At 69.4% G+C, this 24,757-nt stretch carries 17 protein-coding genes; 8 read left to right on the plus strand and 9 right to left on the minus strand.

Annotated elements, in window-relative coordinates; genetic code table 11:
- Positions 1–15: 15 nt before the first annotated feature.
- Genes arfB through recC form a run of 4 tightly spaced genes read right to left on the minus strand, consistent with a single transcriptional unit; the run spans position 16 to position 9,756 of the window.
- A complete protein-coding gene (gene arfB, locus DM992_RS15475) occupies positions 16–420 on the minus strand; it encodes an alternative ribosome rescue aminoacyl-tRNA hydrolase ArfB (RefSeq protein ID WP_111017452.1) in 405 nt (134 codons plus the stop codon).
- Complete coding sequence (locus tag DM992_RS15480; RefSeq protein ID WP_111017453.1) at positions 417–2,714, minus strand: AAA family ATPase; 2,298 nt, start codon at positions 2,712–2,714, stop codon at positions 417–419. Before DM992_RS15480 ends, arfB begins: the two co-directional genes overlap by 4 nt.
- Positions 2,711–6,421 (minus strand): exodeoxyribonuclease V subunit beta, encoded by a 3,711-nt coding sequence (gene recB, locus DM992_RS15485; protein WP_111017454.1) that lies wholly within the window; start codon positions 6,419–6,421, stop codon positions 2,711–2,713. Before recB ends, DM992_RS15480 begins: the two co-directional genes overlap by 4 nt.
- Positions 6,418–9,756, minus strand: coding sequence for an exodeoxyribonuclease V subunit gamma (recC, locus tag DM992_RS15490; protein ID WP_111017455.1), 3,339 nt, complete (start codon positions 9,754–9,756; stop codon positions 6,418–6,420). Before recC ends, recB begins: the two co-directional genes overlap by 4 nt.
- A gap of 183 nt (positions 9,757–9,939) precedes the next feature.
- Between recC and DM992_RS15495 the strand changes: the two genes are divergently transcribed.
- Positions 9,940–12,231 (plus strand): FUSC family membrane protein, encoded by a 2,292-nt coding sequence (locus DM992_RS15495; protein WP_111017456.1) that lies wholly within the window; start codon positions 9,940–9,942, stop codon positions 12,229–12,231.
- 296 nt (positions 12,232–12,527) lie between these two features.
- The gene (locus DM992_RS15500) at positions 12,528–13,895 is read left to right on the plus strand and encodes an amino acid permease (RefSeq protein ID WP_111017457.1); all 1,368 of its coding nucleotides are present in this window, start codon (positions 12,528–12,530) and stop codon (positions 13,893–13,895) included.
- Positions 13,896–14,043: 148 nt separating this feature from the next.
- Here DM992_RS15500 and DM992_RS42305 read toward each other — a convergent pair whose 3' ends face one another.
- Entirely contained in the window at positions 14,044–14,205 is a 162-nt protein-coding gene (locus DM992_RS42305) for a hypothetical protein (protein ID WP_006476417.1), read from the minus strand.
- Between the two features lie 242 nt (positions 14,206–14,447).
- On the opposite strand from DM992_RS42305, the gene DM992_RS15510 reads away from it, so the two are divergent.
- Genes DM992_RS15510 through DM992_RS15520 form a run of 3 tightly spaced genes read left to right on the plus strand, consistent with a single transcriptional unit; the run spans position 14,448 to position 17,944 of the window.
- A complete protein-coding gene (locus DM992_RS15510) occupies positions 14,448–15,491 on the plus strand; it encodes a Fe(3+) ABC transporter substrate-binding protein (RefSeq protein WP_111017955.1) in 1,044 nt (347 codons plus the stop codon).
- Entirely contained in the window at positions 15,481–17,169 is a 1,689-nt protein-coding gene (locus DM992_RS15515; RefSeq protein ID WP_111017458.1) for an iron ABC transporter permease, read from the plus strand. The genes DM992_RS15510 and DM992_RS15515 overlap by 11 nt, the downstream gene beginning before the upstream one ends.
- Positions 17,170–17,173: 4 nt before the next feature.
- Positions 17,174–17,944, plus strand: coding sequence for an ABC transporter ATP-binding protein (locus DM992_RS15520; RefSeq protein ID WP_111017459.1), 771 nt, complete (start codon positions 17,174–17,176; stop codon positions 17,942–17,944).
- A gap of 47 nt (positions 17,945–17,991) precedes the next feature.
- On the opposite strand, the gene DM992_RS15525 is transcribed toward DM992_RS15520, so the two are convergent.
- The 4 genes from DM992_RS15525 to DM992_RS15540 all read right to left on the minus strand — a co-directional run bounded on the left by DM992_RS15525 (position 17,992) and on the right by DM992_RS15540 (position 20,453).
- Entirely contained in the window at positions 17,992–18,462 is a 471-nt protein-coding gene (locus tag DM992_RS15525; protein WP_111017460.1) for an Lrp/AsnC family transcriptional regulator, read from the minus strand.
- Positions 18,463–18,701: 239 nt separating this feature from the next.
- A complete protein-coding gene (locus DM992_RS15530) occupies positions 18,702–19,343 on the minus strand; it encodes an NAD(P)H-binding protein (protein ID WP_111017461.1) in 642 nt (213 codons plus the stop codon).
- 134 nt (positions 19,344–19,477) lie between these two features.
- Positions 19,478–19,933 (minus strand): Rrf2 family transcriptional regulator, encoded by a 456-nt coding sequence (locus DM992_RS15535; RefSeq protein ID WP_111017462.1) that lies wholly within the window; start codon positions 19,931–19,933, stop codon positions 19,478–19,480.
- A 91-nt stretch (positions 19,934–20,024) separates the two neighbouring features.
- On the minus strand, positions 20,025–20,453 hold the full coding sequence (locus tag DM992_RS15540; protein ID WP_111017463.1) for a hypothetical protein: 429 nt from the start codon (positions 20,451–20,453) through the stop codon (positions 20,025–20,027).
- 194 nt (positions 20,454–20,647) lie between these two features.
- Here DM992_RS15540 and DM992_RS15545 point away from each other — a divergent pair, with 194 nt between their 5' ends.
- The 3 genes from DM992_RS15545 to DM992_RS15555 all read left to right on the plus strand — a co-directional run bounded on the left by DM992_RS15545 (position 20,648) and on the right by DM992_RS15555 (position 24,559).
- Complete coding sequence (locus tag DM992_RS15545; RefSeq protein ID WP_111017464.1) at positions 20,648–20,983, plus strand: hypothetical protein; 336 nt, start codon at positions 20,648–20,650, stop codon at positions 20,981–20,983.
- Positions 20,984–21,235: 252 nt separating this feature from the next.
- Complete coding sequence (locus DM992_RS15550; RefSeq protein WP_072435941.1) at positions 21,236–22,429, plus strand: ammonium transporter; 1,194 nt, start codon at positions 21,236–21,238, stop codon at positions 22,427–22,429.
- A gap of 165 nt (positions 22,430–22,594) precedes the next feature.
- Positions 22,595–24,559: an alkaline phosphatase PhoX gene (locus DM992_RS15555; protein WP_111017465.1), complete on the plus strand. Its 1,965-nt coding sequence runs from the start codon at positions 22,595–22,597 to the stop codon at positions 24,557–24,559.
- Positions 24,560–24,757: the final 198 nt, after the last annotated feature.

Genomic DNA, 24,757 nt, shown 5'->3' on the forward strand with positions numbered 1-24,757 from the left:
CCGGCCATCCATTCGTCAGTCGACCACCTTCCCTCTGCCCGACTTCACCGCGCTGCGGCGCGACTTGTGCTCGAGCCGCCGCTCCTTCGACGCACGCGTCGGCCGCGTCGCGACCCGCGCACGCGGCGTGAACGCGACGCTGCCGATCAGCGTATCGAGCCGCGCCAGCGCGGCTTCGCGATTCTTCTCCTGCGTGCGGTATTCCTGCGACTTGATCACGACGATGCCGTCGCGCGTGATGCGCTGGTCGGACAGTGCGAGGAGCCGCTCCTTGATGACCGGCGGCAGCGACGACGCGCGGATGTCGAAACGCAGGTGGATCGCGCTCGACACCTTGTTCACGTTCTGCCCGCCCGCGCCCTGCGCGCGCACGGCCGTCCATTCGACTTCGGCCGGATCGAGCGTATAGCGGATCATCATCGCGAAGCCTCCATGCGGCGCCGTGCGAGTGCCTCGTCGACGCGGGCCGCGAGGCCCGAATCGCGCTGCGTGCGCGTCGCGACCGCCTGCGCCAGCACGCGCCGCGGCCCGATCACCTGCACCCGCGTACGCGCCCGCGTCACGGCCGTATAAACGAGCTCGCGCGTAAGCACGCGGCCGAACGATGCCGGCAGCACGAGCGCGGCTTCGTCGAATTCCGAGCCCTGCGATTTGTGGACCGTCAGCGCGAACGCGCTTTCGTGCGGCGGCAGCGCGGCTGGCGACACCGCACGCGCGGTGCCGTCCGCGCGCCTGAACCACACGCGCAGCACGCCGTGCGCGTCGGGCAGCGCGATGCCGATGTCGCCGTTGAACAGCCCGAGCGCATAGTCGTTGCGCGTCACCATGATGGGCCGCCCGGTGAACCAGTGCGCGCCGACCGCGAGCGGCACGCGCGCCGCATGCCGCACGTGCGCGGCCACGAGTGCGTTGACGTGCTCCGCGCCGCGCAAGCCGCTGCGGGTCGCGCACAGGATCCGGAACCGGTTGAGCGCGTCGAACAGCGGCAGCGGATCGGGCACCGGCGCGGCCAGCGCGTCGCGCAACGCATCGAGGTAGGCGCCGAACCGCCGCGCGAGCCGCTCGACCGTCGACGACGCGAGCGACTCGCCCGCATCGTCGTGGAACGATGCGGCAGCCGCGTCGTCCGCGGGCAGCGCATCGAGCGCGGCCTGCACGTCGCCGCGGCGGATCGCGAGCGACAGCCGCCCGATCGGCGAATCGAGGCCGAAGCGGTAATTGCGTTCGAGCCACACGACGCAGTCGGCGAGCGGCGCCGGTGCGGGCGTGGCAGGCGCCACGGCGGTTTCGCGAGGCAATGTCGACGTGACCGACGCAAGCGCCGCGTCGCCTGCGTCGAACGGCGGCAGCTCGACGGCGTCGAGCCACGCGAGTTCGTCGACCTCGATCCATGCGGAGGCATTGCCCGCATTACCGATATCGCCGGTATCGGTCAATGCCGGACCGGCGGACGAAGATGGCGCGACGTTGGCCGCGGCAACCGCGTCGTCCTGCGGTTCGTCGTCGAACAGCGACGCCTGTCGCGCATCGGCGCGCGGACGCGACGCGCGTTTTCGTGAAGCAGCGGCGGATACCGAAGCGGAAGCCTGGGCCTGGGCCGCAGTGGAAGCCGGATTCGCAGCGGGCACAGTCGCCGCCGTTTCGTCCGGCACCGGCAACGCCGCGACGAACGCCGCCTCGTCGATACCAAGCGCCTGCGCGATGCGCGTGCGCGCCGCGGCGGTAAACGCCGGCCGCGCGCTCAGCTCCGCGAACACGGCGCCCGCCTCGACCGCGGCCAGTTGATCCTTGTCGCCGAGCAGCACGAGCCGCGCACCCGGCGCGAGCGCGTCGAGCAGGTGCGCGGCAAGCGCGACGTCGATCATCGACGCCTCGTCGACGACGATCAGGTCGTACGGCAGCGGATTGTCGCGATGATGCCGGAAGCCGGCCGCCCCGCCGCCGCCCAGCAGGCGATGCAGCGTGTACGACGTGTCGGGCAGGCGCGCCGCGAGCTCGGGCGGCAGGTCGCCGGCCCGTGCATGCAGCGCTTCCTGCATCCGCTGCGCGGCCTTGCCGGTCGGTGCGGCCAGCGCGATGCGCAACCCCGGGTGCGCATCGAGCAGACAGGCCAGCACGCCGACAACGGTCGTCGTCTTGCCGGTGCCGGGGCCGCCGCTGACGATCGTCACGCGGCCCGTCAACGCGACGATCGCCGCGACGCGCTGCCAGTCGACTTCGCCGGTCGCGGGCCCGAAGTAACGCGCGAGGTTGTCGCGCAACCGCTCGGGCGACAGCCCGTCGTCCGGCACCGCGACGCCCGCCTGCGCAACAAGCGCATCGGCCAGCCGCCGTTCGTAATCGAAATAGCGCGACAGGTACAGGTGGTCGTGCCGATCGACGATCAGCGGCCGCTCGTCGCCGCGCGCGAGCGTGCCGAACGCGACCACGCCGCTCGCGGCGAGCGCCGCGCGGATGTCGTCGAGCGGCTCTTCGTAGCGCTGCGCGAGCGCGCCGAGCGCGACGCATACGTGGCCGCCCGCGGTCGCGCGGCTCGTCGCGAACGCCGCGCGCGCCGCCCAGCGCGCGGCGGCGGCCGGCGCGCCGGCGCGCCGCGCGAGGTCGCCGATGCGGCGCGCGAAGCCTTCCGCGAGCGCGATGCCGAAATCGGCGGGCTCGGGCAGCCGCGCGACGAGGCCGCCGGTAAATTCGAGCGCATCGTCGGATGCATTCATGCGCGGCCCCCTTCCATCATCCGGTCGAGTGCGTCGACGAGCGCGCGTTCGGGCCGCCGCGCATGCACGCCGGCCGGCTCGCCGCCGCTGCGCCAGTCGGGCCGCACGCCGCGCACGAACAGGTACAGGTAGCCCGCGATATGCGTGTCGTAGTCGTAATCGGGCAGCCGCCCGCGCAGGTAGCGATGCAGCGCGACCGTGTAGAGCAGCGCCTGCAGGTGATACGCATGATCGGCCATCGCGACGTCGAGCGCGCGCGGGCCGTACGCGTCCGGCGTCGTACCGAGATGGTTCGACTTCCAGTCGACGATCCAGAAGCGGCCGTCGTGTTCGACGATCATATCGATGAAACCCTTGATGAATCCGGCGAGCATGCCCGCCTCCAATGCAACGTCCGGGTAGCCGTGCGCGACCAGCAGCCGACGCAGGGCCGTCAGGTCGAGCGACGGTGCCGGGAACAGGAAGCCCATTTCGTCGAGCCGCTTCGCGGGATCGAGATCGGCGAGCCGCATGCCCGGCACGAGCTCGGTGCGCACGACATCGTCGACGAGCCGCGCCATCATCGCCGGCAGACGCGTCGCGAGTTCGGGCTCGGCCTCGACCGGCCGGTCGTGCAGCGCGCCAAGCGCGGCCTTGTGCCACGACTCGGGCTCCGTGAACCGGCTGAGTTCGAACAGCCGGTGCAGGCACTCGCCCGCCGCCGCGCCGCGCGGGAACACGAGGATGTCGTCGTCCGGCGGTTCGGGTGCAACCGTGTCGGCCAATATGAACTCGCCGTCCGGCATCGCCGCGGCAAGCGCATCGTGATCGGGCCGCAGCTCGTCGTCTGGCACGGCCGCAACGCCGGCCTCCTCGCGCGCCATCGACGCGGTCAGCGAGCTGAAGCTCGCCATCCGCCACGCATCGCGCAGCGCGCGCGTCGCCTGACGCGCCGCGAGCGTCTGCGACGCGTCGTGCCCGGCCGCGAGACGCTCGCGGCGCGCGGGCACCGGCAGCGGCGCGACGCTGACCGGGCCGCCCGCGAGCGCAAGCCACGCGGCATCGAGCGCGGCTTCGTCGGGCGGCTCGTCGAGCCACGCATCGAACGACTGGCCGGCGCCGGCGACGAGCCAGTTGAGCACGCTGCGCCGCGCTTCGCGCGTCGAGCGCGACGACTGGTACGGCCCGGCGACGACATAGCAGCGATAGACCGCGCGCGTGAGCGCCACGTAGACGAGCCGCGCGCGTTCCGCGGCCTGCTCGCGCATCGCCTGCCGCGCCGCGTGCGCGGCCGCCTCGCCGTCACAGCCGTAATGCAGCACCGCGTCGCCCGCGTCGTCGTGATACTCGCGCGCATCGGGCAGTGCGGACGACGGCGGCTCGCGCAACCCGCCGTCGTTCAGGAACGGACAGAACACAATTGCGTATTCAAGTCCCTTCGATTTGTGCACGGTCACGATCTGCACGAGGTTGCGATCGGATTCAAGACGCAGCTGCGCCTCCTCGCCGCCGCCGTCGAGCCGTTGCGCGGCGAGCCAGCGCAGCGTCGGCGCGATGCCCGGCTGCGCCGAGGCGCGTGCCTGCGTCAGTTCGGCCAGGTGGTTGATGTCGGTCACGCGGCGTTCGCCGTCCGCGCCGGCCATCAGCCGCTCCGCGATCCGCAGCTCGCGCGCGAACGTGCGCCACATCACCGCGAAACCGCGCTCGCGCCACAGCAGCCGATACCGCGAGAAACGTTCGACCCAGCTCATCGCATCGGCACTGTCGGCCGCAGACGCTTCGTGCGACGCATCGCCGTCGCCCTGTTCCATCCGCCACAGCGCGCCGGCATCGAGGCCGAACCAGTCGGCCGCGAGCGCCGAACGCAGACGCCGCAGGTCGCCCGGCGCATCGATCGCCGCCAGCACGCGCTCGAGCTGCTCGGCGTCGCCGGTCGAGAACACCGAGGCCTGCGCCAGTTCGACGCTGCCGATGCCCCACGTGGCGAGCACACGCTTCACGAGGCTGCCCTGCCGGTGCGTCTGCACGAGCACCGCGATGTTGCCCGGCGACAGCGGCGTGTCGCCCAGCCGCACGCGCCCTTCGCGCGCGCCGCGCATCAGCCGCGCGATCTCGGCCGCGCAGGCCTGGGCGGCCTGTGCCTGCGCATCGCGCTTGAGCAGCGTGCCTTCGCCGCCCGGCAGCGCCCACACCCGGAAATCGCCGGCCGGGCCCGGATCGGTTTCGTCGACAAACGGCGCACGCACGCGCGTGGCGGCACGCACCGCGTAATAGTCGAGCCCGTCGAGCACGAACGCGCGCGGATTCGACATGAAGAAGCGGTTGCACGCATCGACGATCGCAGGCGTCGAGCGCTGGTTGACCGCGAGCGTGTAGCACGCGCTCGCGCTCGCGCGCGCCGCAAGATAGGTATGCAGATCGGCCGCGCGGAAGCTGTAGATCGCCTGCTTCGGATCGCCGACGAGGAACAGCGGCCCGCCCGGCGCGAAGATCCGGTTGAAGATCGCGAACTGCAACGGGTCGGTATCCTGGAACTCGTCGATCAGCGCGGCCGGATAGCGCGCGCGCAGCGTCTCGGCGAGCCACGGATGCGCATGCAGCGCGTGATACAGGTTCGCGAGCAGATCGTCGAACGACACGACGCGCCGCGTACGCTTGCGCTCGGCCAACTCGCCGGGCGCCATGTCGAGCCATTCGGCGATCAGCGCGAGCCAGCGCGCGCGCTGCGTTGCCTCGGCTGCCGCCACGGCCGCTTCGAGCGCGTCGGCCACGTCGAAGAACGCGTGTTCCGGCGTCGCGCCGCCTTTTTTCGTCGCTTTCACGAGCGTGGTGCGCGTGAGCTTCAGTGCGGCCTTCGGCAGCGCGGCCGTCGCGTCGCCTTGCGCGAAATGCGCGGCCCATGCGTCGAGCGCGTCGGCAACCGCGTCGGGCTTGTGCGAGCGCTGGTTGAGCGCGGGCTGCGCGGCGCGCAGCAACGCATCGATCGCATCGCGTTCGGCCGCCCACATCCGCGCCGCCTCGGCAAAGCATTCGGCCGCGGCGGCCTCGGCCGATTCGTCCGGCTCGGTCACGCCGTCCCAGCGCAGCGCGGCGAGCGGCTTCTTCAGCCGGCGCGCGAGCTGCGTATCGAGCGCGTCCGGGCCCGCACCCGATTCGACGAGCCAGGTCGCGAAGCCCGGCCAGCGCGCGGCCGCCGGTTCGACGCGCGTGCGCCAGAAGTCCGCCGCGAGTTCGAAGCGCAGCGACGCGTCGTCGGCCTCCATGTCGAATGCGAACGGCATCGCGGCCGCGAACGGCGCTTCCTGCAGCGCGCGCTGGCAGAACGCGTGGATCGTATGGATCGCGGCCTGGTCGAACGCGCGCAGTGCACGCCGGATCCGCTTCGCGGCTGTCTCGGGGTCGAGCGCGCCGTCTTCGCCGAGCGTGGTCTCGAGCAGGCGCGCGATGAACGGATCGCCGCCGTCGTCGCCCGTGTCGAGCACGTGCGCGAGCTGCGCGAGCCGGCCGCGAATCCGCTCGTGCAGCTCGGCCGTTGCCGCCTTCGTGAAGGTCACGACGAGGATTTCGTCGGCGCCGAGATCCTTTTCGAGCAGCAGGCGCACGTACAGCGCGCAGATGTTCCAGGTCTTGCCGGTGCCGGCTGACGCCTCGATCTGGTTGACGCCGTCGAGCGGGCACGCGAACACGTCGAGTTCGAGCGCTGGCTGCGGCTGCGACACGGCGCTCATGCGACCTCCTTCAGATGTTCGACGAGCGGCTCGAACACGAGCCGCGCGAGCGTGCCGAACGGCTCGTCGAGCGACGCGTGCGCGCCGCGCCATGCGATCGCGATGGCCGGATCGTCGGCTTCGCTCACGACGCGCTCGTTGATCCAGACGCTCGCGGCCTTGGCTTCGCCGTCGGACACCCTCGCCCACGCGCTGCGCGGGAAAAACCGCAGCGGCATGCGCCGCCCTGCGCGAAACAGCGCGGCAAGCGGCGCGAGCCGTTCGAGCGGCGCCGCGACGGGCGTCAGCTCGAACGCACCGCCGCTGCCGAACCACAGCGTGCGGCGCGGGCCGCCCGGTTCGACCGCGCAGTAGACGAGATGCGCGAGCCACGCGGACAGGTAGTCGCGCGCGCTCGACCGTGCATAGCGGTAGATGATCTGCCCGGCCGGCGTCAGCCGGTTCAGCGTGCCGTGCAGTTCGAGCGGCGCGCTGACCGCGTCGCCCGACAGCATCGCGTCGTCGGCGCCGAACAGCGCCTGTTCCGTATCGGGCCATGCGGGCGCGATGACGAGCGAAAACGGCCGCCGCTCGATGCCGTCGGCCAGCGCACGGCGCACGTTCGACGCAAGCTGAGTCATCGAGCCGAGCGCCTGGTCGCGCCACACGGCGCCCGTCGCGCCGCCCGGCAACTCCGGGCTCGCGTCCGCAATGCGCAGCGCATGATCGTGCGCGGCCCCATCATCCGATTCGATCAGGAGCGGCAGCACGCGTTCGGCGAGCGCGTCGCTGCCGGCGAAGTCGAGCGCGAACGGCTCCGTGTCGAGCAGTTCGGCCTGCGCATCGGCGAGCACGATGCCGAGCCGTGCGCGCAGCAGCGCACGCGCGGGATGCCGCCAGAAGCGCTCGAATTCGCTGAACGCGACGGGCTCGACCGGTTCGGCCGGCAGCGGCTGCGCGAAGAACGGCAGTTCTCGCGAGCCGTCGCGCGACGCGTCGGCGGCCAGCAGCGATGCGAGCGTCGCGCGCTCGGCGTCATAGGAAACGAGCCCGCTGCCGGGCTGGAAGTACGCGGCCGCGAACGGTTGCAGCGGATGCTCGACGATGAACGCGCGCCGCGCGGCATCGACCGCGTCCGGCGCCGCGTCGGGCCCTGCCGTGACGAGCGCGAGATGGTCGAGCAGTTCGTCGACGAGTGCCGCGGGCGGCAACGGCGCGTTGTCGCGAATGCTGCGGCCCGTATACGCGATCAGCAGCCGATCGCGTGCGGCGAGCAGCAGGTCGAGAAACAGGTTGCGCTCGTCGTCGCGGCGCTGTCGGTCGCCGAGCTTCGGCAACACGGCCATCAGGTCGAATTCGTCCGCGCGCGAGAGGCTCGGCAGCACGCCGTCGTCCATCCCGAGCAGGCAGACGACGCGGTACGGCAGGCCGCGCAGGCTCGTCAGCGACGAGAACGTGACGCCGCCCCACGGCACCCCGCCGCGCGCCGGATCATCGAGCGCCGCGGCAAGCCCCGCGCGGACGACGGCCGCCGGCAGCGCTTCGTCGGGCGCGCCCTCCGTCATCGCGGCCAGCATCGTGTCGAGCGCGTCGCGCACGCCGGCGAGCGCATCTGCATACGCGGCGCCCGAATCGAAGAAGCGCGCCAGCGTGTCGGCGAACAGCTCGCTCCAGCCGCGCGGCGTGTGCGATTCGGCGAGCCGCCGCGCAAAGCCGTCGAGATCGTCGGTAAAACGCGCCAGCCGGCCGAGCAGCTCGGCCTCGCTGCCCGTGGCCGCCTCGATCGGCAGCCACGCGCCGACCGGCGCCGCGCCTTCGGGCATCGCATAGCCGAGAAAGAGCCGCGCGAGTGCATCGGAGAACGTATGGCGCGGCGCAGGCACGGCCGCGTCGTCGCTCGCGCGCGGCGACAGCCCGCGCCGCGCGCCGGCGGCCGCGAGCCAAGTCTGCACCGTCTCGAGCGCGGCCGCGTCGATGCCGTAGCGCGCAGCCACCGCATCGACGCGCAGCCATTCGACCAGCTCCGGCGCGCCGACCTGCCGCTCCGGCAGCGCGAGCCAGTCGAGCAGCACGCGCGCAACCGGGTTCGCCTGCGACGGCGGCAGGCCGGTGATCCGGTAAGGCACGCGCGCGCCGCCGGCGCCGGCCGTGCCGAATACCGCATCGATCAGCGGCCCGGCCGCCGCGAGATCGGCCACCGCGACGAGCACGTCGGACGGCTGCAGGCTCGCGTCGGCATCGAACCACGCGAGCAGCCGGTCGTGCAGCACCTCGAGCTGGCGTGCGAGGCTGTGGCACACGTGCACTTCGATCCCGCGTTCGGCCGGCGCATCGCCGGCTTCGGCCTCCGGCTGCAGTTCGAGGATCGCGTTCTGCACGCGAGCGAGCCACGTCGGCGCGGGATTCTCGACGAAACGCGACGCATCGCTCGACGCGGCACTTTCGGTCAGCTCATGCAGCAAGTGCAGTTGCGCCTGCGTCTGCCGGCCCCACTCTGCGAGCAGCGGATGGCCGACTTCCTGGTAGTCGAGCCGGCCGGCCGCATCGAGCGCCTCGGCATGCGCGGCGGTCACGATGTCGAACCAGAATTCGCGGCACGGGTTCAGCGCATAGACGCGCACGTCGATCCAGCGCGACAGCTCGCGCAGCAGCGCGACGTGCAGCGGCGGCATCGTCGGTAGTGCGAACACGCTGACCGATTCCGGCCAGTCGGCGCGCGCGACCGCGTCGGCATCGAGATGGCGCGCTTCGACGAGGAAGCGGTGCGCGGGCGGCGTGCCGCTGTCGCTCAGTTCCGCGAGCAGCGCGCGCCACAGCGCGGCCTGCCAGCGCTCGTCGTCGCGTGCGGCGTCGCCGATCCCGCGCGGCGCGCCGTCGCCCGCGAGCACCGACTCGCCGGCCTGCCACGCGGCCAGCCATTCGGGGCGATAGGTCAGGTAATGATCGAGCACGGCCGCGACGCGATGCGCGAGCTCGTAGCGCATCGCATCGTCGGAGGCGGACAGATACGCGGCGAGCCGCGGCGACGCGAGCCACGGCGCGCCGTCGGCCGCCTGCGCGAACAGCCGGTAGCAGCGCCACACGAGACGGTCGGGCGCGAACGGCGAACGCGCGGGCACCGTCAGCACGCGGCCGATCTGCGCCCACAGCCACTGCGCGAGATACGTGAACTCGACGTTCGCGCACACGCCGTTGCGCGCGGCGATGTCGAGCTCGAGACGGCGGCGCAGCGCCGCGCTCGGCACGATGACCTGCTGCGGCGCCCACGGGCCGTTGCGGGCCGGGAACGCTGCCAGATCCTCGAGCAGCGCATCGGCCAGCGTTTCGTGACGATTCGAATAGAAGAGATGGAGCATGAGGCGGGCGTCGGAACCTCGCGCCGGCCGGGCCGGGCGAACAGGGTCCCCAAGGATAGCAAATGGGCCGCCGCCGCGAGCCTCGGCCGGAAAGCCAGGTTTTGCGGACCGCGAAATACGATAGACTCGTCGCCAGTCAAATACGCCGCCCCCGAGCCTCTTCGTCTGCCATTCAGCCCATCGATGCGCTATTCGGTCGAAATCAGAAAATTTCTCTACAGCCAGTACTTTTTCGGCGGCCTGCGGATCGCGGTCGGCGTTTCGCTGCCGGCCGTGCTGTGCCTGATCGTGTTTCACAACCGGGAGCTCGGCTTCACGATCTCGACGGGCGCGCTCGGCGCGTGCGTCGTCGACATGCCGGGCCCGCTGAAGTACAAGCACAACGAAATGCTCGCGTGCAGCGTGATCGGCTTCCTCGCCGCGCTCGCCACCGGCCTCGCGACACCGAACATCTTCGCGCTGTGGCTCACGATCGTGCCGCTCACGTTCGTGCTGTCGCTGATCGTCGTCTACGGCAACCGCTGGCCGCAGATCAGCTTCGCGACGCTGTTCATGATGGTGATGACGCTCGAGGAGCAATTCACGCCGCTGCAGGCGCTCATCAACGCCGGCTGGATTCTCGCGGGCGGCCTCTGGTATACGTATTGGGCCACGCTCGTGTCGCGATGGCAGGCGCGCCGGATCGAGCAGCAGGCGCTGGCCGAAAGCCTGTTCGCGTGCGCCGACTACCTGCTCGCGCGCGCGCAGTTCTACGATCTCGATGCCGATCTCGACGAGTGCTACCGCAATCTTGTCGCGCGGCAGATCACCGCGGTCGAAACGCAGGAAACCGCGCGCGACATCGTGCTGCGCAACCTGCCGAAGCTGCGGCGCGGCAAGCTCGATCCCGGCCGCACGACGATGTACAACCTGTTCATCAACAGCGTCGACCTGCACGAGCTGTTCGTCGGCGCGCACACCGACTACCCGCTCGTGCGCAACACGTTCGGCGGCTCCGACCTCATCATTTTCTATCGCGACCTGATCCGCAAGGCGGCCGCCGATCTCGAGGAGATCGGCCTCGCGGTGCTCGAAAACCGCGCGCCGCATTCGCGGATCAGCGTGAAGGCCGAACTGCGCGCGATCGAGTACGAGATCGAGCTGATGCGCAAGAAGAACTTCGCGGCCACCAACGCGGAAGCCTATGCGGCCGTGCTCGCGACGTTCCGGCGCATCTGGAGCGCGACACGCCTGATCGAACGGATGCGCCGCAACCTGGCGGGCCACGCCGATCCTCAGCAAACCGAACTGAAGATCGACAAGGCGCTCACGCGCTTCCTGCAGCGCCGCCGGATGTCGCCGCTGCTGATCTTCTCGAACCTGAACATGAGCTCGCCGAGCTTGCGCCACGCGCTGCGCGTGACGATCGCGGTGGCGGTCGGCTTCTGGCTCGGCCGGCTGCTGCCGCTCACGAACGCGTACTGGATCGTGATGACGACCATCATCATCCTGAAGCCCGGCTATTCGCTGACCAAGCAGCGCAACGCGCAGCGTATCGTCGGCACGCTGATCGGCTGCGCGGCGAGCATCGCGCTGATCTACACGGTGAAGGAGCCGCACCTGCTGATCGCGATCATGTTCGGGTCGATGGTGATGAGCTACAGCCTGCTGCTGTTCAATTACGCGGCGAGCGTCGTATTCACGTCGTCGTACGTGCTGCTGATGTTCCATCTGCTCGCGCCGGGCAGCATGCGGATCATCGGCGAGCGAGCGATCGACACCGTGGTCGGCTGCATGATCGCGATCGCCGCGAGCCGGCTGTTCCCTTACTGGGAATACCGGCTGATGGGCAAGCAGGTTGCCGACATGCTCACGGCGACCCGCAAGTATTTCGAGGCCGTGTGGCGCGTCGGGCGCGGTGCGTCGCCGCCGCCCGTGCCCACCGCCGACGGCGCGGCCGTGGTGCCGGTCATCGCCGCTGCGGTCGAGACGCCGGCCACGAGCCTCGACGACGACTACCGCTACCGCCTCGCGCGCAAGGACGTGCATATCGCGTTCGCGAACCTCGGGCAGGCGTTCCAGCGGATGATGATCGAGCCGAAGGCGCACCAGCGTTTCGTGCCCGAGCTGAACGACCTGCTCGTGCAGACGCACGTGCTCGGCGCGCAGATCACGGCCGCCGCGCCGCTGATCCGCAATGCGTGCTCGGCCGACAGCGGCCTCGTCCACGACGACGCGCTGCAGCGCGGCCTCGCGGCGGTGCTCGACAATCTCGAGAAGGCCGAGGCCGGCGAGCCGCCGCCCGCCGATCAGCTCGACGCGTCGAAGCAGATCACGCGCGATCTCGACGCGATGGTCGTGTCCGCGGAAAAATCCGATGCGGTCGGCGCCGAACTCACGCACGACCTGAAGGTGCTCGCGCACCAGTGCAAGCAGATGCTCGCGTCGTCGCTGCTGATCCGCAAGGACGCGAGCGTGATCCGCCTGCCCGCCTGACCCTGCCCGACCGTTCCCGCCGATGGCCGGCCCCGCGCACGACGCGGCGCGGCCGCCGGCGTTCCCCGATCCAGCGATCCCCCGAAGCATGACCCATACGCTCCACGCGGCCCGCGCACCCGCCGCGCGACCGCCCCACACCCTATTCCGCGCGTCGCGCCAGTCAGGGAATACCCGATTCCGGTCACCCGGCCCGGCTTGTTATCATTCGTTCACATTCAAGTTGTATAGACAACTTGGCGCAGTCAGACCGGTCCCGCTCGCCCGGTCCGTCGCATAACGATATCGGAGACTCGATGAAAAACTTGCAGCGCCACCTGAGCGCGCGGCACATCCGCTTTCTCGCGCTGGGCTCGGCGATCGGCACGGGCCTGTTCTACGGCTCGGCGTCCGCGATCCAGCTCGCGGGCCCGGCCGTGATCCTGGCGTACATCCTCGGCGGCGCGGCCGTCTACATGGTGATGCGCGCGCTCGGAGAGATGGCCGTGCGCGAACCCGTCGCCGGCTCGTTCGGCCACTACGCGACCGAGAACCTCGGCCCGTTCGCGGGATTCGTCACGGGCTGGACCTACACGCTCGAAATGGTGATCGTCGCGATCGCCGACATCACCGCGTTCGGCATCTACATGGGCTTCTGGTTTCCGGATGTCCCTCAATGGATCTGGGTGCTCGCGGTCGTCGCGATCATCTGCGGGCTGAACCTGTGCCACGTGAAGGTGTTCGGCGAGCTCGAGTTCTGGCTGTCGATCATCAAGGTCGGCGCGATCGTCGCGATGATCGGCGGCGGCGTCGCGATCCTGCTGACCGGCATGCACTTCGGCCATTCGGCCGACGTGCCGACGTTCGCGAACCTGTGGAACCATGGCGGCTTCCTGCCGAACGGTATCGGCGGGCTGATCGCGTCGCTGTCGGTCGTGATCTTCGCGTACGGCGGGATCGAGGTGATCGGGATGAGCGCTGGCGAGGCGAAGGACCCGGAGCGCGTGATTCCGCGCGCGATCAACGCGGTGCCCGCGCGCATCCTGCTGTTCTACGTTCTGACGATGGTCGTGCTGATGTCGATCGGCCCATGGACGGGCGTCGGCGGCAACGGCAGCCCGTTCGTGCAAATCTTCTCGGCGCTCGGCGTGAAGTCGGCCGCGACGATCCTCAACCTGGTCGTGATCAGCGCGGCGATTTCGGCGATCAACAGCGACATCTTCGGCGCGGGCCGGATGATGTTCGGGATGGCGCGGCAGGGCCAGGCGCCGCGCGTGCTGACGACGACGTCGCGACACGGCGTGCCGTGGGTCACGGTGCTCGTGATGGCGGGCGCGCTGCTCGTCGGCGTGCTGCTCAACTACCTGATGCCGAAGGACGTGTTCCTGATGGTCGCGGCGATCGCGACGTTCGCAACGGTGTGGGTATGGCTGATGATCCTGCTGTCGCAGGTTGCGATGCGCCACCGCCTGTCGAGCGCCGAAGTCGCGGCGCTGAAGTTCAAGGTGCCGCTGTGGCCGGTCGCGCCGGCACTGACGATCGCGTTCATGGGTTTCGTGATCGTGATGCTCGGCTGGTTCGAGGATACGCGCGTCGCGCTGTATGTCGGCACAGCGTGGCTCGCACTGCTCGCGGCCCTGTTCTACGCCCGGATCCGCCCGAACTTAGCGCCTGCGTCACGTTGACGCACGGCTGACCCGCCCGCGCGGCGCGCCGGCTTCGGCGCCCGCTTCTTTCCCCTGCTTCGCACGGCGCCTGCCGCGCCGGAAGCCGCGGGCTGCGCCCTTTCGCATGCACTCCGTACGCGGCCCGACCGGGCCGCGCACCGACACGTCAATGCGATGCCGCGCTCGCGGCCTCGGCCGGATGGGCCTCGTCGTACGCGTGCTTCTGCGAAATCGCGTTGTACAAGATCGTCCCGATCACGAGCAGCACGGCCACGACGATCAGGATGCTCACGTTGCGGACAGGGTTCTTCTTGCGCTGATCGTTCATGGTCGGGGCGATTCCGTCAAATTCGTCGAAGCGGGCATTCTACGCGCTTGCGCCCCCGCCGCGACGCCCCGTTTCCGATCCCCGTCCCTGTCTTCCCTACCGCGTGCTGCAAGCTTTCATTTGATAATCATTCCCATTTCGATCTAGAATCCAGAGTCTTTCACTCTGTAATGTTCCGGATCGCTCGGGCGGCAGGCGCGCCCCGGAACGCTCCCTCGTCCACCTGCCCCACCGGAGTCTTCATGTCGAACCCGCGCACCCGCCTGCTGCCGCTCGCCGGCGCCCTCGCCCTTGCCGCGGCCGCATTCGCGCCGCTGGCCCACGCAGCCGAGGAAGTGAGCCTGTACACCACCCGCGAGCCGAAGCTGATCCAGCCGCTCATCGACGCGTTCACGAAACAGAGCGGCGTCAAGGTCAACACGGTGTTCGTGAAGGACGGCCTGCTCGAGCGCGTGAAGGCCGAAGGCGCGCAGTCGCCGGCCGACGTGCTGATGACGGTCGACGTCGGCAACCTGCTCGATCTCGTCGACGGCGGGCTCACGCAGCCGGTGCGCTCGAAGGCGCTCGACGACGCGATTCCCGCGAACCTGCGCGGCGCGAACGGCGACTGGTATGCACTGTCGCTGCGCGACCGCGTGCTGTACGTCGAAAAGGACCTGAAGGTCGATGCGTTCCGCTACGAAGATCTCGCCGACCCGAAATGGAAGGGCAAGGTCTGCATCCGCTCGGGCCAGCATCCGTACAACACGGCGCTCGTCGCCGCGATGATCGCGCACGACGGCGAAGCCGCGACCGAGAAGTGGCTGCGCGGCGTGAAGGCGAACCTCGCGCGCAAGGCGACGGGCGGCGACCGCGACGTCGCGCGCGACATCCTCGGCGGCATCTGCGACGTCGGTCTTGCGAACGCGTACTACGTCGGTCACATGAAGAACGCCGAGCCGGGCACCGACGCGCGCAAGTGGGGCGACGCAATCAAGGTCGTACGGCCGGCGTTCGCGAACGCGAAGAGCGGCGGCACGCACGTGAACATCAGCGGCGCGTCGGTCGCGAAGCACGCGCCGCACAAGGCCAACGCGGTGAAGCTGCTCGAATACCTCGTGTCGCCGGAAGCGCAGGCGCTGTATGCGCAGGCGAACTACGAATACCCGGTGCGCGCGAACGTGAAGCTCGACCCGGTGATCGCGAGCTTCGGCGCGCTGAAGGTCGATCCGCTGCCGCTGGCGGACATCGCGAAGCATCGCAAGCAGGCGAGCCAGCTCGTCGACAAGGTCGGCTTTGACAACTGACGCATCGTTCGCCGGCGCGCGCCGCCAGCCGTACCGGCCGCGCCTGTGGCCGCGCGCGGGCAGCCTGTGGCTGCTCGCGGCGCTGGCGATCGCCGCGGCGGTCGCGGCGCCGCTCGCGGTGCTCGTGGCCGCCGCGTTCGACGCCGATCTCGCGCACTGGCGGCATCTCGCCGAATTCGTGCTGCCGCAGGCGCTCGTCAATACACTGCTGCTGCTCGCGGGCGTCGGCGCGATCGTGTCGATCGTCGGCACGGGCTGCGCATGGCTCGTCACCGCATACGACTTTCCCGGCCGCCGGATGCTGACGTGGGCGCTGCTGCTGCCGCTTGCGGTCCCCACCTACATCGTCGCGTTCGCGTATCTCGACCTGCTGCACCCGATCGGCCCCGTCCAGGGTGCGATCCGCTGGCTGCTCGGCTTCGACGGCCCGCGCCAGTTCCGCCTGCCCGACTTGCGTTCGCTGCCCGGCGCGATCTTCGTGCTCGGCTTCGTGCTGTATCCGTATGTGTACCTGAGCACGCGCGCGATGTTCGTCACGCAGTCCGCGAGCCTGCTCGAAGCCGCGCGCACGCTCGGCGCGGGACGCGTCGCGACGTTCTGGCGCGTCGTCGTGCCGCTCGCGCGGCCGGCGATCGCGGTAGGCGTGAGCCTCGCGCTGCTGGAAACGCTGAACGACATCGGCGCGTCGGAATTCCTCGGCGTGCAGACGCTGACCGTGTCCGTCTACACGACGTGGATCACGCGCTCCGATCTCGCCGGCGCCGCGCAGATCGCGCTCGCGATGCTCGCGATCGTCGTCGGCATGATCGTGCTCGAACGCTACGGACGACGCCGCCAGCGCTACGCGCATGGCCGGCGCATGCGGCCGATCGCGCCGCGCCGCCTGACGGGCGCGGCCGCGTTGGGCGCCGCCGTGCTCGGCTGGCTGCCCGTGCTGCTCGGCTTCGGCGCGCCGGCCGCGTATCTCGCGGCCGAGACCGGCAAGCGGCTGCATCTCGTCGGCGGCGTGTCCACGCAGTTGATGACGGGGCTCGCGAACACGCTGACGATCGCCACCGCCGCGACTGCCGCGACGCTCGCCTGCGGGCTCGTCGTCGCATGGGCCGCGCGCGCGCAACGCGACAGCGCCCGCGCCGGCCCTGCCCGCGTGTGTGCGCGGATCGCGAGCCTCGGCTACGCGGTGCCGGGCACCGTGCTCGCGATCGGCCTGCTGATCCCGTTCGCGGCGGCCGACCGGCTGTTCGGCGCGGCGCTCGGCCGCGACGGACTGTTGCTGATGGGCTCGGCAACCGCGCTCGTCATCGCGTACACCGTGCGCTTTCTCGCGATTCCGGCCGGCAGCATCGAGGCCGGCCTCGCGCGCATCCCGCCGTCGCTCGAACAGGCATCGCGCTCGCTCGGCGAGACGGCCGGCGGCACGCTGCGCCGCGTGCACCTGCCGCTGCTGCGGCCCGCGCTGACGACGAGCGCGCTGCTGGTGTTCGTCGACGCGATGAAGGAACTGCCGGCAACACTGCTGCTGCGTCCGCTGAATTTCGACACGCTCGCGACCTGGCTGTATGCGGAAGCCGCGCGCGGCACCTATGAGGAAGGCGCGGTCGCCGCGCTCGCGATCGTGCTGGCCGGGCTCGTGCCCGTGATCCTGCTCGCCCGCACCCGCCACAAGATCGGAGCCTGATACCGTGAACCTGCTCGAACTCGATGACCTCCACCTCGCCTACGACACGCCGCAAGGCCGCCGCACGGTGGTCGACGGGCTGAGCCTCGCGCTGCCGCGCGGCGACATCGGCTGCCTGCTCGGCGCGTCGGGCTGCGGAAAAACCACCGTACTGCGCGCGATCGCCGGCTTCGAACCCGTGCGCATGGGGCGCATCGTGCTGGACGGCACGCCCGTCGCGGCGCCGTCGCTCGATGTGCCGCCCGAGCGGCGGCGCATCGGCATGATGTTCCAGGACTATGCGCTGTTCCCGCACCTGAGCGCGGCCGACAACGTCGCGTTCGGTCTGCGGCGCATGCCGAAGGCCGAACGCCGGGCGCGCGTCGCGGAGATGCTCGAACTCGTCGGCCTCGCCGAATCCGGCGGCGCCTATCCGCACGAACTGTCGGGTGGCCAGCAGCAGCGCATCGCACTCGCGCGTGCGCTCGCGCCGTCGCCGGAGCTGCTGCTCGACGAGCCGTTCTCGAATCTCGACGTCGATACGCGCGAGCGGCTCGCGTTCGAGCTGCGCGACATCCTGAGGCGCACGGGCCACACCGCGATCCTCGTCACGCACAACCAGGCCGAAGCGTTCGCGATCGCCGACCGGATCGGCGTGATGAAGGATGGCCGGCTCGCGCAATGGGACACGCCGTACGCGCTGCATCACCATCCGGCCAGCCCGTTCGTCGCGGATTTCGTGCGCCGCGATGCGCTGGCCGACGAACGTGCGCGCGCGCTGGCACGCGGCCGCTGAACCCGCGCCGCCGGCGCGATCAGCAACGGCGCCGCGTCTGCAGCGCGTCAAGCCGGCTCGGCATGATCGCGCACGGGCAGCGCGGTCGAATACTTGATCTGCTCCATCGCGAACGACGAGCTGACGTCGAACAGCGGCACTGCGCGAATCAGTTGCTTGTAGACGCGGTCGTAATCGTCGATGCCCGCGACGACGACGCGCAGCAGGTAATCGGTCTCGCCGCTCATCCGGTAGACCTCGACGACTTCCGGCATGTCGCGCACGGCCTGCGTGAAACGCTGCGCCCATTCCTCGGTGTGCTGGTTCGTGCGGATCGCGACGAACACGGTCGTGCCGACCCCGAGCTTGCGCGGATCGCACAGCGCAACCTGCGCGCGAATCGCGCCGGTTTCCTTCAGCCGCTGCACGCGCTTCCAGCACGGCGTCTGCGACAGGTTCACGCGCTGCGCCAGTTCCGCGATCGGCAGCGTGGCATCCGACTGCAACAACTCCAGCAGCTTGCGATCGATGGCGTCCATTTCTCCAGTCCCTCGTAGATAGAAATTTATTCTATGCATCCTGCACAACGGGGAACAATATGAAAACCACCTCGCCGCGTCGACCGGTATAAATACCAATCCGGTATGCGTGAATCCGCCGCGCAGACGATCGCGCCGGCACGCGTCCCTCCATACGAAAAAGGCGACTCCACCCTTCCGGGTGGAATCGCCTCATGTATCGTCCGTTGCGGCTCGCGCGGCACCGGCCGCTACGCCGCTCAATACGCGACCGTCGCAATCTCGCGCACGAAGCTGCCTTGCTCGAGCGCGTCGACGAACGCGACCGCGTAGTCTTCCGCCGAGATCTTGCTGTTGCCCTGCGCGTCCGCGATCAGCTTGCCGACGCCGGTGCGGAACGTGCCCGTCCGCTCGCCCGGTGCGATCAGCGCAGCCGGCGCGAAGAACGTCCAGTCGAGATCGCCGACCGTCTTCAGGTAGTCGAGCGCATCGCGGTGCGCGAACGCGACCGCCTTGTACGCTTCCGGAAAGCCTTCGCTGTCGACGAGCTGCTTGCCGGGCGCGACTTCGAGCGAACCGGCGCCGCCCACCACGACGAGCCGCTTCAGGCCCGCCTGACGCGTGCCGGCGACCAGCGCCTTCGCGGCCGCGACGACCTTCGCCGCGTCGTCCTGCTTCGGGCCGTACGCGCTCGCGACGACGTCATGGCCCGGCAGCGCAGCCGCGATGCTGGCCGCGTCGAACAGGTCGGCCGCTTTCGCGGTGATACCGTCGCCGGCCGCGGCGGGATTGCGCGACAGCGCGGTCACGCGATGGCCGCGCCGTGCGGCTTCTGCTGCGATGCGCGAGCCGATCGTGCCGGTGGCGCCGAACAGCGCGATATTCAAGGAACGTTGCGTCATATCGATTCTCCACAAAGAAAAATATGTAACTAAATTAATTACATATAAGACCGAAAAAAAAGCGGGGCGAATCCCCCGTTACGCCGATCGCCGCACCCACGCGCCGCCCGGCCTCCTGCCCTGCCTGCAGCCGCTCACCCGCCGGCGCGCCCCGCGTGTTGCTTGCGCTGCTCCGAATCCAGCACGTCGGCCGTTACGTCGGCCAGCGTGCGCGTGGCGAGCGATGCCTCCATCGCGCGCTGCGCGTCGCCGATGTAGTCGATCAGCACGCCCTGGATGTGCCGCCCGACGAGACACGCGGGATTCGGCGCCTCGCGGTGCAGCGCGAACAACTGGGCATCGTCGACCGCTCGATACACGTCGAGCAGCGTGATCTCGCCGGGCTCGCGCGCCAGCAGCGCGCCGCCGCCCGCGCCGAGCTGCGACGTGGTCAGCCCCGCGGCCGCCAGCATTGACAGCAACCGGCGGATCAGCGCCGGATTCGTGTTCACGCTGCCCGCGATGATGTCGGACGACAGCGGCGCGCCTTCCTGCATCGACAGCAAGGCGAGCACGTGGATGGCAAACGCGAACCGGCTGCTGGTATTCATTCCTCACTCACTCGGCGACGCCCGCCCGTACCGCAGCCGGCGACAATGTGTAACCATAATAATTACATTTTACGGATCATGCAAGCCCGCATCATTCTCCGCTTGCGGGCTTCGCGCCCGACGCGTTCTGCTGGCTCCACTGCTGGAGCTTCTTGCCGGCTTCCGCCATCTTCGCTCCGGCTTCGGAAGCCGCATGCGCGACGACCGCGGAAGCCGCCGCGTCGATCTGCGCCTGCGCGGCGGACGCGAGACCGCTCGCGGACAGCGGCGGCACGGCCGATGCCGCGGACGCGATGCCGGCCTTCGCGGCGTTGAGCTGCTGGTTGACGGTGCTCGCGACCTGGTCGAGCGCCTTGGCCGCGCTATTCGCGGCATCGGCGGCCGCGCTCGCGGCCGTATCGGGTTGGGCGACCGGCGTGCCGGACTTTTCGCAGCCCGCGAGCAACAGCAGCGCACCGGCAGCCACGGCCGCCAGCGCGAACCCGGGTGCGCGACGCGCCCGCGATGTCTTCATGTTCATCAGCAATCTCCGGCCGTGCGTCGCACGGCCTCGTGGTTGGACCGACGTCGATGATACCGCCTGTTGAACAGGCCAAATGACGACCCGTGATTAAAAATGCCTTTCAATTTCGGATTAGTCTGATTCAATCGCAGGCACGACGCCACTAAAGTGGACACGCGTCAATCCGCTTCGTACGTGTCCCCTTTTCCCTCATGGCCTTCCTCGTCGACTGGTTCATCGCCCTGGCCGCGCTGCTCGCCGCCACCCTGTTCCTGTGCCTGCGCCCGCCGTCGGCGCGCCGCCTCGCCGAAGCCGGACGCTCGCGCCGCGTCGCGTCCGCGCGCTTGCTCACGCAGGCCGTGATCGGCTTCTGGACGGCCGCGCTGATCGTCGCGCAAGGCATCCTGGGCCCCGACGGCGACGGCCAGTCGCTCGCGGGCTTCGCGGCGCTCTCGTTCGCCGCGCTCGGGCTGACGACCGTCGCCACGTACTGGTCGGCATGCGCACTGCGGCTGCGCCGGCCGCGCGGACTGTTCGCGCGCCACTGACGCGCCAGATCAGTGCGTAACGGCATACGCCACCGCACCACGCCGCACCTGTCCGCACCAGTTCAGCACGCCACGCACCACCTGCGTGCGTACGGCACGGCCCCGGCCCGCACCGAACGTGCGTCAATACCGGGCACGATTCATCGGAATGCCCCGCCACGCGGTGCCGGAGCACCAATTCAACGCAGTCGTTCACCAAGTTGGCTCGATACTTGCATTCCTCGCCCGTTTTTTGCGCAAGGAAGCCACGGCATGGATGGACTGAAATCCGGCGTCGACACACTGTTCCTGTTGATCGGCGCCGTCATGGTGCTCGCGATGCACGCGGGCTTCGCATTTCTCGAACTCGGCACGGTCCGCAAGAAGAACCAGGTCAACGCGCTCGTGAAGATCCTGGTCGACTTCTCGGTGTCGACACTCGCGTACTTTCTCATCGGCTACACGATCGCGTACGGCGTCGAGTTCTTCGACGACATCGGCACGCTGTCGCAGCACAACGGCTACGCGCTCGTGCGCTTCTTCTTCCTGCTGACGTTCGCTGCGGCCATTCCCGCGATCGTGTCCGGCGGCATCGCCGAGCGTGCGAAGTTCAATCCGCAGCTCGTCGCGACGCTGATCATCGTCGGCTTCATCTACCCGTTCTTCGAAGGAATCGCATGGAACGAACGCTACGGCGTGCAGGCGTGGCTCACGCACGCGTTCGGTGCGCCGTTCCACGATTTCGCGGGCTCGGTCGTCGTGCATGCGTTCGGCGGCTGGGTCGCGCTGCCGGCCGTGCTGCTGCTCGGCGCGCGCCACGGTCGTTATGCGAAGGACGGCCGGATCGCCGCGCACCCGCCGTCGAACATCCCGTTCCTCGCGCTCGGCGCATGGGTGCTCGCGGTCGGCTGGTTCGGCTTCAACGTGATGAGCGCGCAGACGCTCGACAAGATCAGCGGCCTCGTCGCCGTGAACTCGCTGATGGCGATGGTCGGCGGCACGCTCGCCGCGTGGATGGCGGGCCGCAACGACCCGGGCTTCACGTACAACGGGCCGCTCGCGGGCCTCGTCGCGGTGTGCGCGGGCTCCGACGTGATGCATCCGATCGGCGCGCTCGTCACGGGCGCGGCGGCCGGCGCGCTGTTCGTCGCGATGTTCACCTGCGTGCAGAACAAGTGGCGCATCGACGACGTGCTCGGCGTGTGGCCGCTGCACGGGATGTGCGGCGCGCTCGGCGGCCTCGCGGCTGGCGTGTTCGGTCTGCCCGCGCTCGGCGGTCTCGGCGGCGTGTCGTTCCTGTCGCAGCTCGTCGGCACGCTCGGCGGCATCGCGATCGCAACCGCCGGCGGCACACTCGTCTACGGCGCGCTGAAGGCGACCGTCGGGCTGCGCCTCGACCGCGAAGCCGAATTCGACGGCGCGGACCTGTCGATCCACCGAATCTCGGCGACGCCTGAACGCGATTGAACGCCTGACGAACGCCCGCTGCAGCATTACGTTTTCAATTCAAAAAACTTTCATAGAGCGTCCTTACACTTCCGTCCAGTTTTCACTTTGCCTTCGCGGAGCTTGCCGAACGCCTGCTTCCGCTTCGCGAAGGCCATTCTTCCAACAACTGAAACTGGACTCCACATGCCCGCGTTGCCCAATGCTGCCCGTCGTCAGGCCCTGAAGATCCTCGCCGGCGCGCCGATGCTTCCCCTTTCCGGCCTCGCGCTGCCGGCCCTGCTGACGGGTTGCGGCGGCGACGACAATCCGACGTCGACGCCAGCCCCGGTCGCCGCCGCGTATACGTCGGCGACGTTCTCGGCGATGGCCGCACCCACGCTCGACAACGCGGCCGCGATGGCCACGACGACGGTCGGCTCGACGCTGTCGGTGTCGTTCTCGGACGGCTCGTCGCGCAACTTCAAGCTCGCGTACCGGCCGTTCTTCGTGACGGGCGACATGGTGCCGGACGGCAAGGGCGGCACGACGCTCGCGGGCGGCTACTACGACATCAACAACCAGCCGATCATCGATCGTTCGGTAGCCGGCAAGGAGCGCCAGTTCTATTCCGATTGCCCGGACGGCAGCTCGCTGCTCACGCTGAAGAACGCGAACGTGCCCGGCGTGAAGGGCAACACGGTGTTCGCGGTCGTGCAGTTCGAATACACGACGCGCGACCAGGCCAGCGCATCGCAGTACGGCCAGCTGCCGTCGCCGATCGCGGTGCTCACGCTCGACCAGGATCCGGCCACCGGCGCGCTGAAGGTCGTCAAGTACCACAACGTCGACACGTCGAACGCGCACGGCCTGTGGATCACCTGCGGCGCGAGCCTGTCGCCGTGGGGCACGCACCTGTCGAGCGAGGAGTACGAGCCGGACGCGACGAAGGCCGCGACCGACGCGCAGTTCAAGGCGTTCAGCAAGAACACGTTCGGCGACGAGACGAAGGCGAACCCCTACCACTACGGCCACCTGCCCGAGATCACCGTGAACGCGGACGGCACGGGCACCGTGAAGAAGCACTACTGCCTCGGCCGCATCTCGCACGAGCTGATCCAGGTGATGCCGGACCAGCGCACCGTGATGATGGGTGACGACGCAACCAACGGCGGCCTGTTCATGTTCGTCGCCGACAAGGCGGCCGACCTGTCGGCCGGCACGCTGTACGTCGCGAAGTGGGCGCAGACGTCGTCCGCCGGCGCGGGCACGGCAACGCTCACGTGGATCAGGATCGGCCACGCGACGAGCAGCGAGATCGAAGCGCTCGCGAACACGCTGAAGGCGTCGGACATCATGGACCTGACGACCACCGATCCGAACGATGCGAGCTACACGAAGATCCACTTCGGCGGCAAGTTCAACTGGATGCGCGTGAAGCCGGGGATGGAAAAGGCGGCCGCATTCCTCGAGACGCACCGCTACGCGGCGCTGCTCGGCGGCAGCATGGCGTTCACGAAGCTCGAAGGCACGACCGTGAACGCGAAGGACAAGATCGTCTACACGGCGATGTCGCGAATCGAGACGTCGATGGTCAAGGGCAACGCAGTGTCGCGCGACGTCGCGGTCGACAAGAAGATCACCGCGGGCGCCGTCTACGCGCTGAACCTGAAGGGCAGCCAGCGCGACACGACGGGCAGCGCGATCGACAGCGAATGGGTGCCGGTCGACATGGGCGCGCCGGCCGCGCTCGTCGGCGAGGATCTCGCCGCGGCCGACGGGCTCGGCAACCTCGCGAACCCTGACAAGATCGCGAACCCGGACAACCTGAAGTTCTCCGAGAAGCTGCGCACGCTCTTCATCGGCGAGGACTCGGGCATGCACGTGAACAACTTCCTGTGGGCCTACAACGTCGACACGAAGTCGCTCGCGCGCGTGCTGTCGTGCCCGGCCGGCGCCGAATCGACGGGCCTGCACGCGGTCGACGAGATCAACGGCTGGACATACGTCATGAGCAACTTCCAGCACGCGGGCGACTGGGAAACGCCGCTGCACGACAAGGTCAAGCCGACGCTCGACCCGCTCGTGCGTGCGAACTTCAAGGACCGCTTCGGCGCCAGCGTAGGCTACCTGACAGCCGAGCAGACCAGCATCAAGCTCGCGAAGGCCTGACCGCTTCGCGCGAGGGGGCCTTGCGCGCCTGGCCGGCGCACCCAGCCGGCCGCCCCTAACCGGGCGTCCCTAACCGGGCGTCCCTTTCTTCATCACCGTTCATTCGTCGGCGCTCCACGCCGGTTTGTGCGCGATGCCCAGTGCGGGCATCGCGCTTTTTTTTGCGCGCGCGAATCGAACCCGCCGCGAATGCATCGC

Source organism: Burkholderia sp. JP2-270 (genome assembly GCF_003233675.1).
Taxonomy (GTDB): Bacteria; Pseudomonadota; Gammaproteobacteria; order Burkholderiales; family Burkholderiaceae; genus Burkholderia; species Burkholderia pyrrocinia_C.

Excerpts from the sequence above, each read along its gene's own strand:
- arfB (WP_111017452.1), bottom strand. The coding sequence starts at position 420 with ATGATGATCCGCTATACGCTCGATCCGGCCGAAGTCGAATGGACGGCC.
- DM992_RS15480 (WP_111017453.1), bottom strand. The coding sequence starts at position 2,714 with ATGAATGCATCCGACGATGCGCTCGAATTTACCGGCGGCCTCGTCGCG.
- recB (WP_111017454.1), bottom strand. The coding sequence starts at position 6,421 with ATGAGCGCCGTGTCGCAGCCGCAGCCAGCGCTCGAACTCGACGTGTTC.
- recC (WP_111017455.1), bottom strand. The coding sequence starts at position 9,756 with ATGCTCCATCTCTTCTATTCGAATCGTCACGAAACGCTGGCCGATGCG.
- DM992_RS15495 (WP_111017456.1), top strand. The coding sequence starts at position 9,940 with ATGCGCTATTCGGTCGAAATCAGAAAATTTCTCTACAGCCAGTACTTT.
- DM992_RS15500 (WP_111017457.1), top strand. The coding sequence starts at position 12,528 with ATGAAAAACTTGCAGCGCCACCTGAGCGCGCGGCACATCCGCTTTCTC.
- DM992_RS42305 (WP_006476417.1), bottom strand. The coding sequence starts at position 14,205 with ATGAACGATCAGCGCAAGAAGAACCCTGTCCGCAACGTGAGCATCCTG.
- DM992_RS15510 (WP_111017955.1), top strand. The coding sequence starts at position 14,448 with ATGTCGAACCCGCGCACCCGCCTGCTGCCGCTCGCCGGCGCCCTCGCC.
- DM992_RS15525 (WP_111017460.1), bottom strand. The coding sequence starts at position 18,462 with ATGGACGCCATCGATCGCAAGCTGCTGGAGTTGTTGCAGTCGGATGCC.
- DM992_RS15530 (WP_111017461.1), bottom strand. The coding sequence starts at position 19,343 with ATGACGCAACGTTCCTTGAATATCGCGCTGTTCGGCGCCACCGGCACG.
- DM992_RS15535 (WP_111017462.1), bottom strand. The coding sequence starts at position 19,933 with ATGAATACCAGCAGCCGGTTCGCGTTTGCCATCCACGTGCTCGCCTTG.
- DM992_RS15540 (WP_111017463.1), bottom strand. The coding sequence starts at position 20,453 with ATGAACATGAAGACATCGCGGGCGCGTCGCGCACCCGGGTTCGCGCTG.
- DM992_RS15545 (WP_111017464.1), top strand. The coding sequence starts at position 20,648 with ATGGCCTTCCTCGTCGACTGGTTCATCGCCCTGGCCGCGCTGCTCGCC.
- DM992_RS15550 (WP_072435941.1), top strand. The coding sequence starts at position 21,236 with ATGGATGGACTGAAATCCGGCGTCGACACACTGTTCCTGTTGATCGGC.
- DM992_RS15555 (WP_111017465.1), top strand. The coding sequence starts at position 22,595 with ATGCCCGCGTTGCCCAATGCTGCCCGTCGTCAGGCCCTGAAGATCCTC.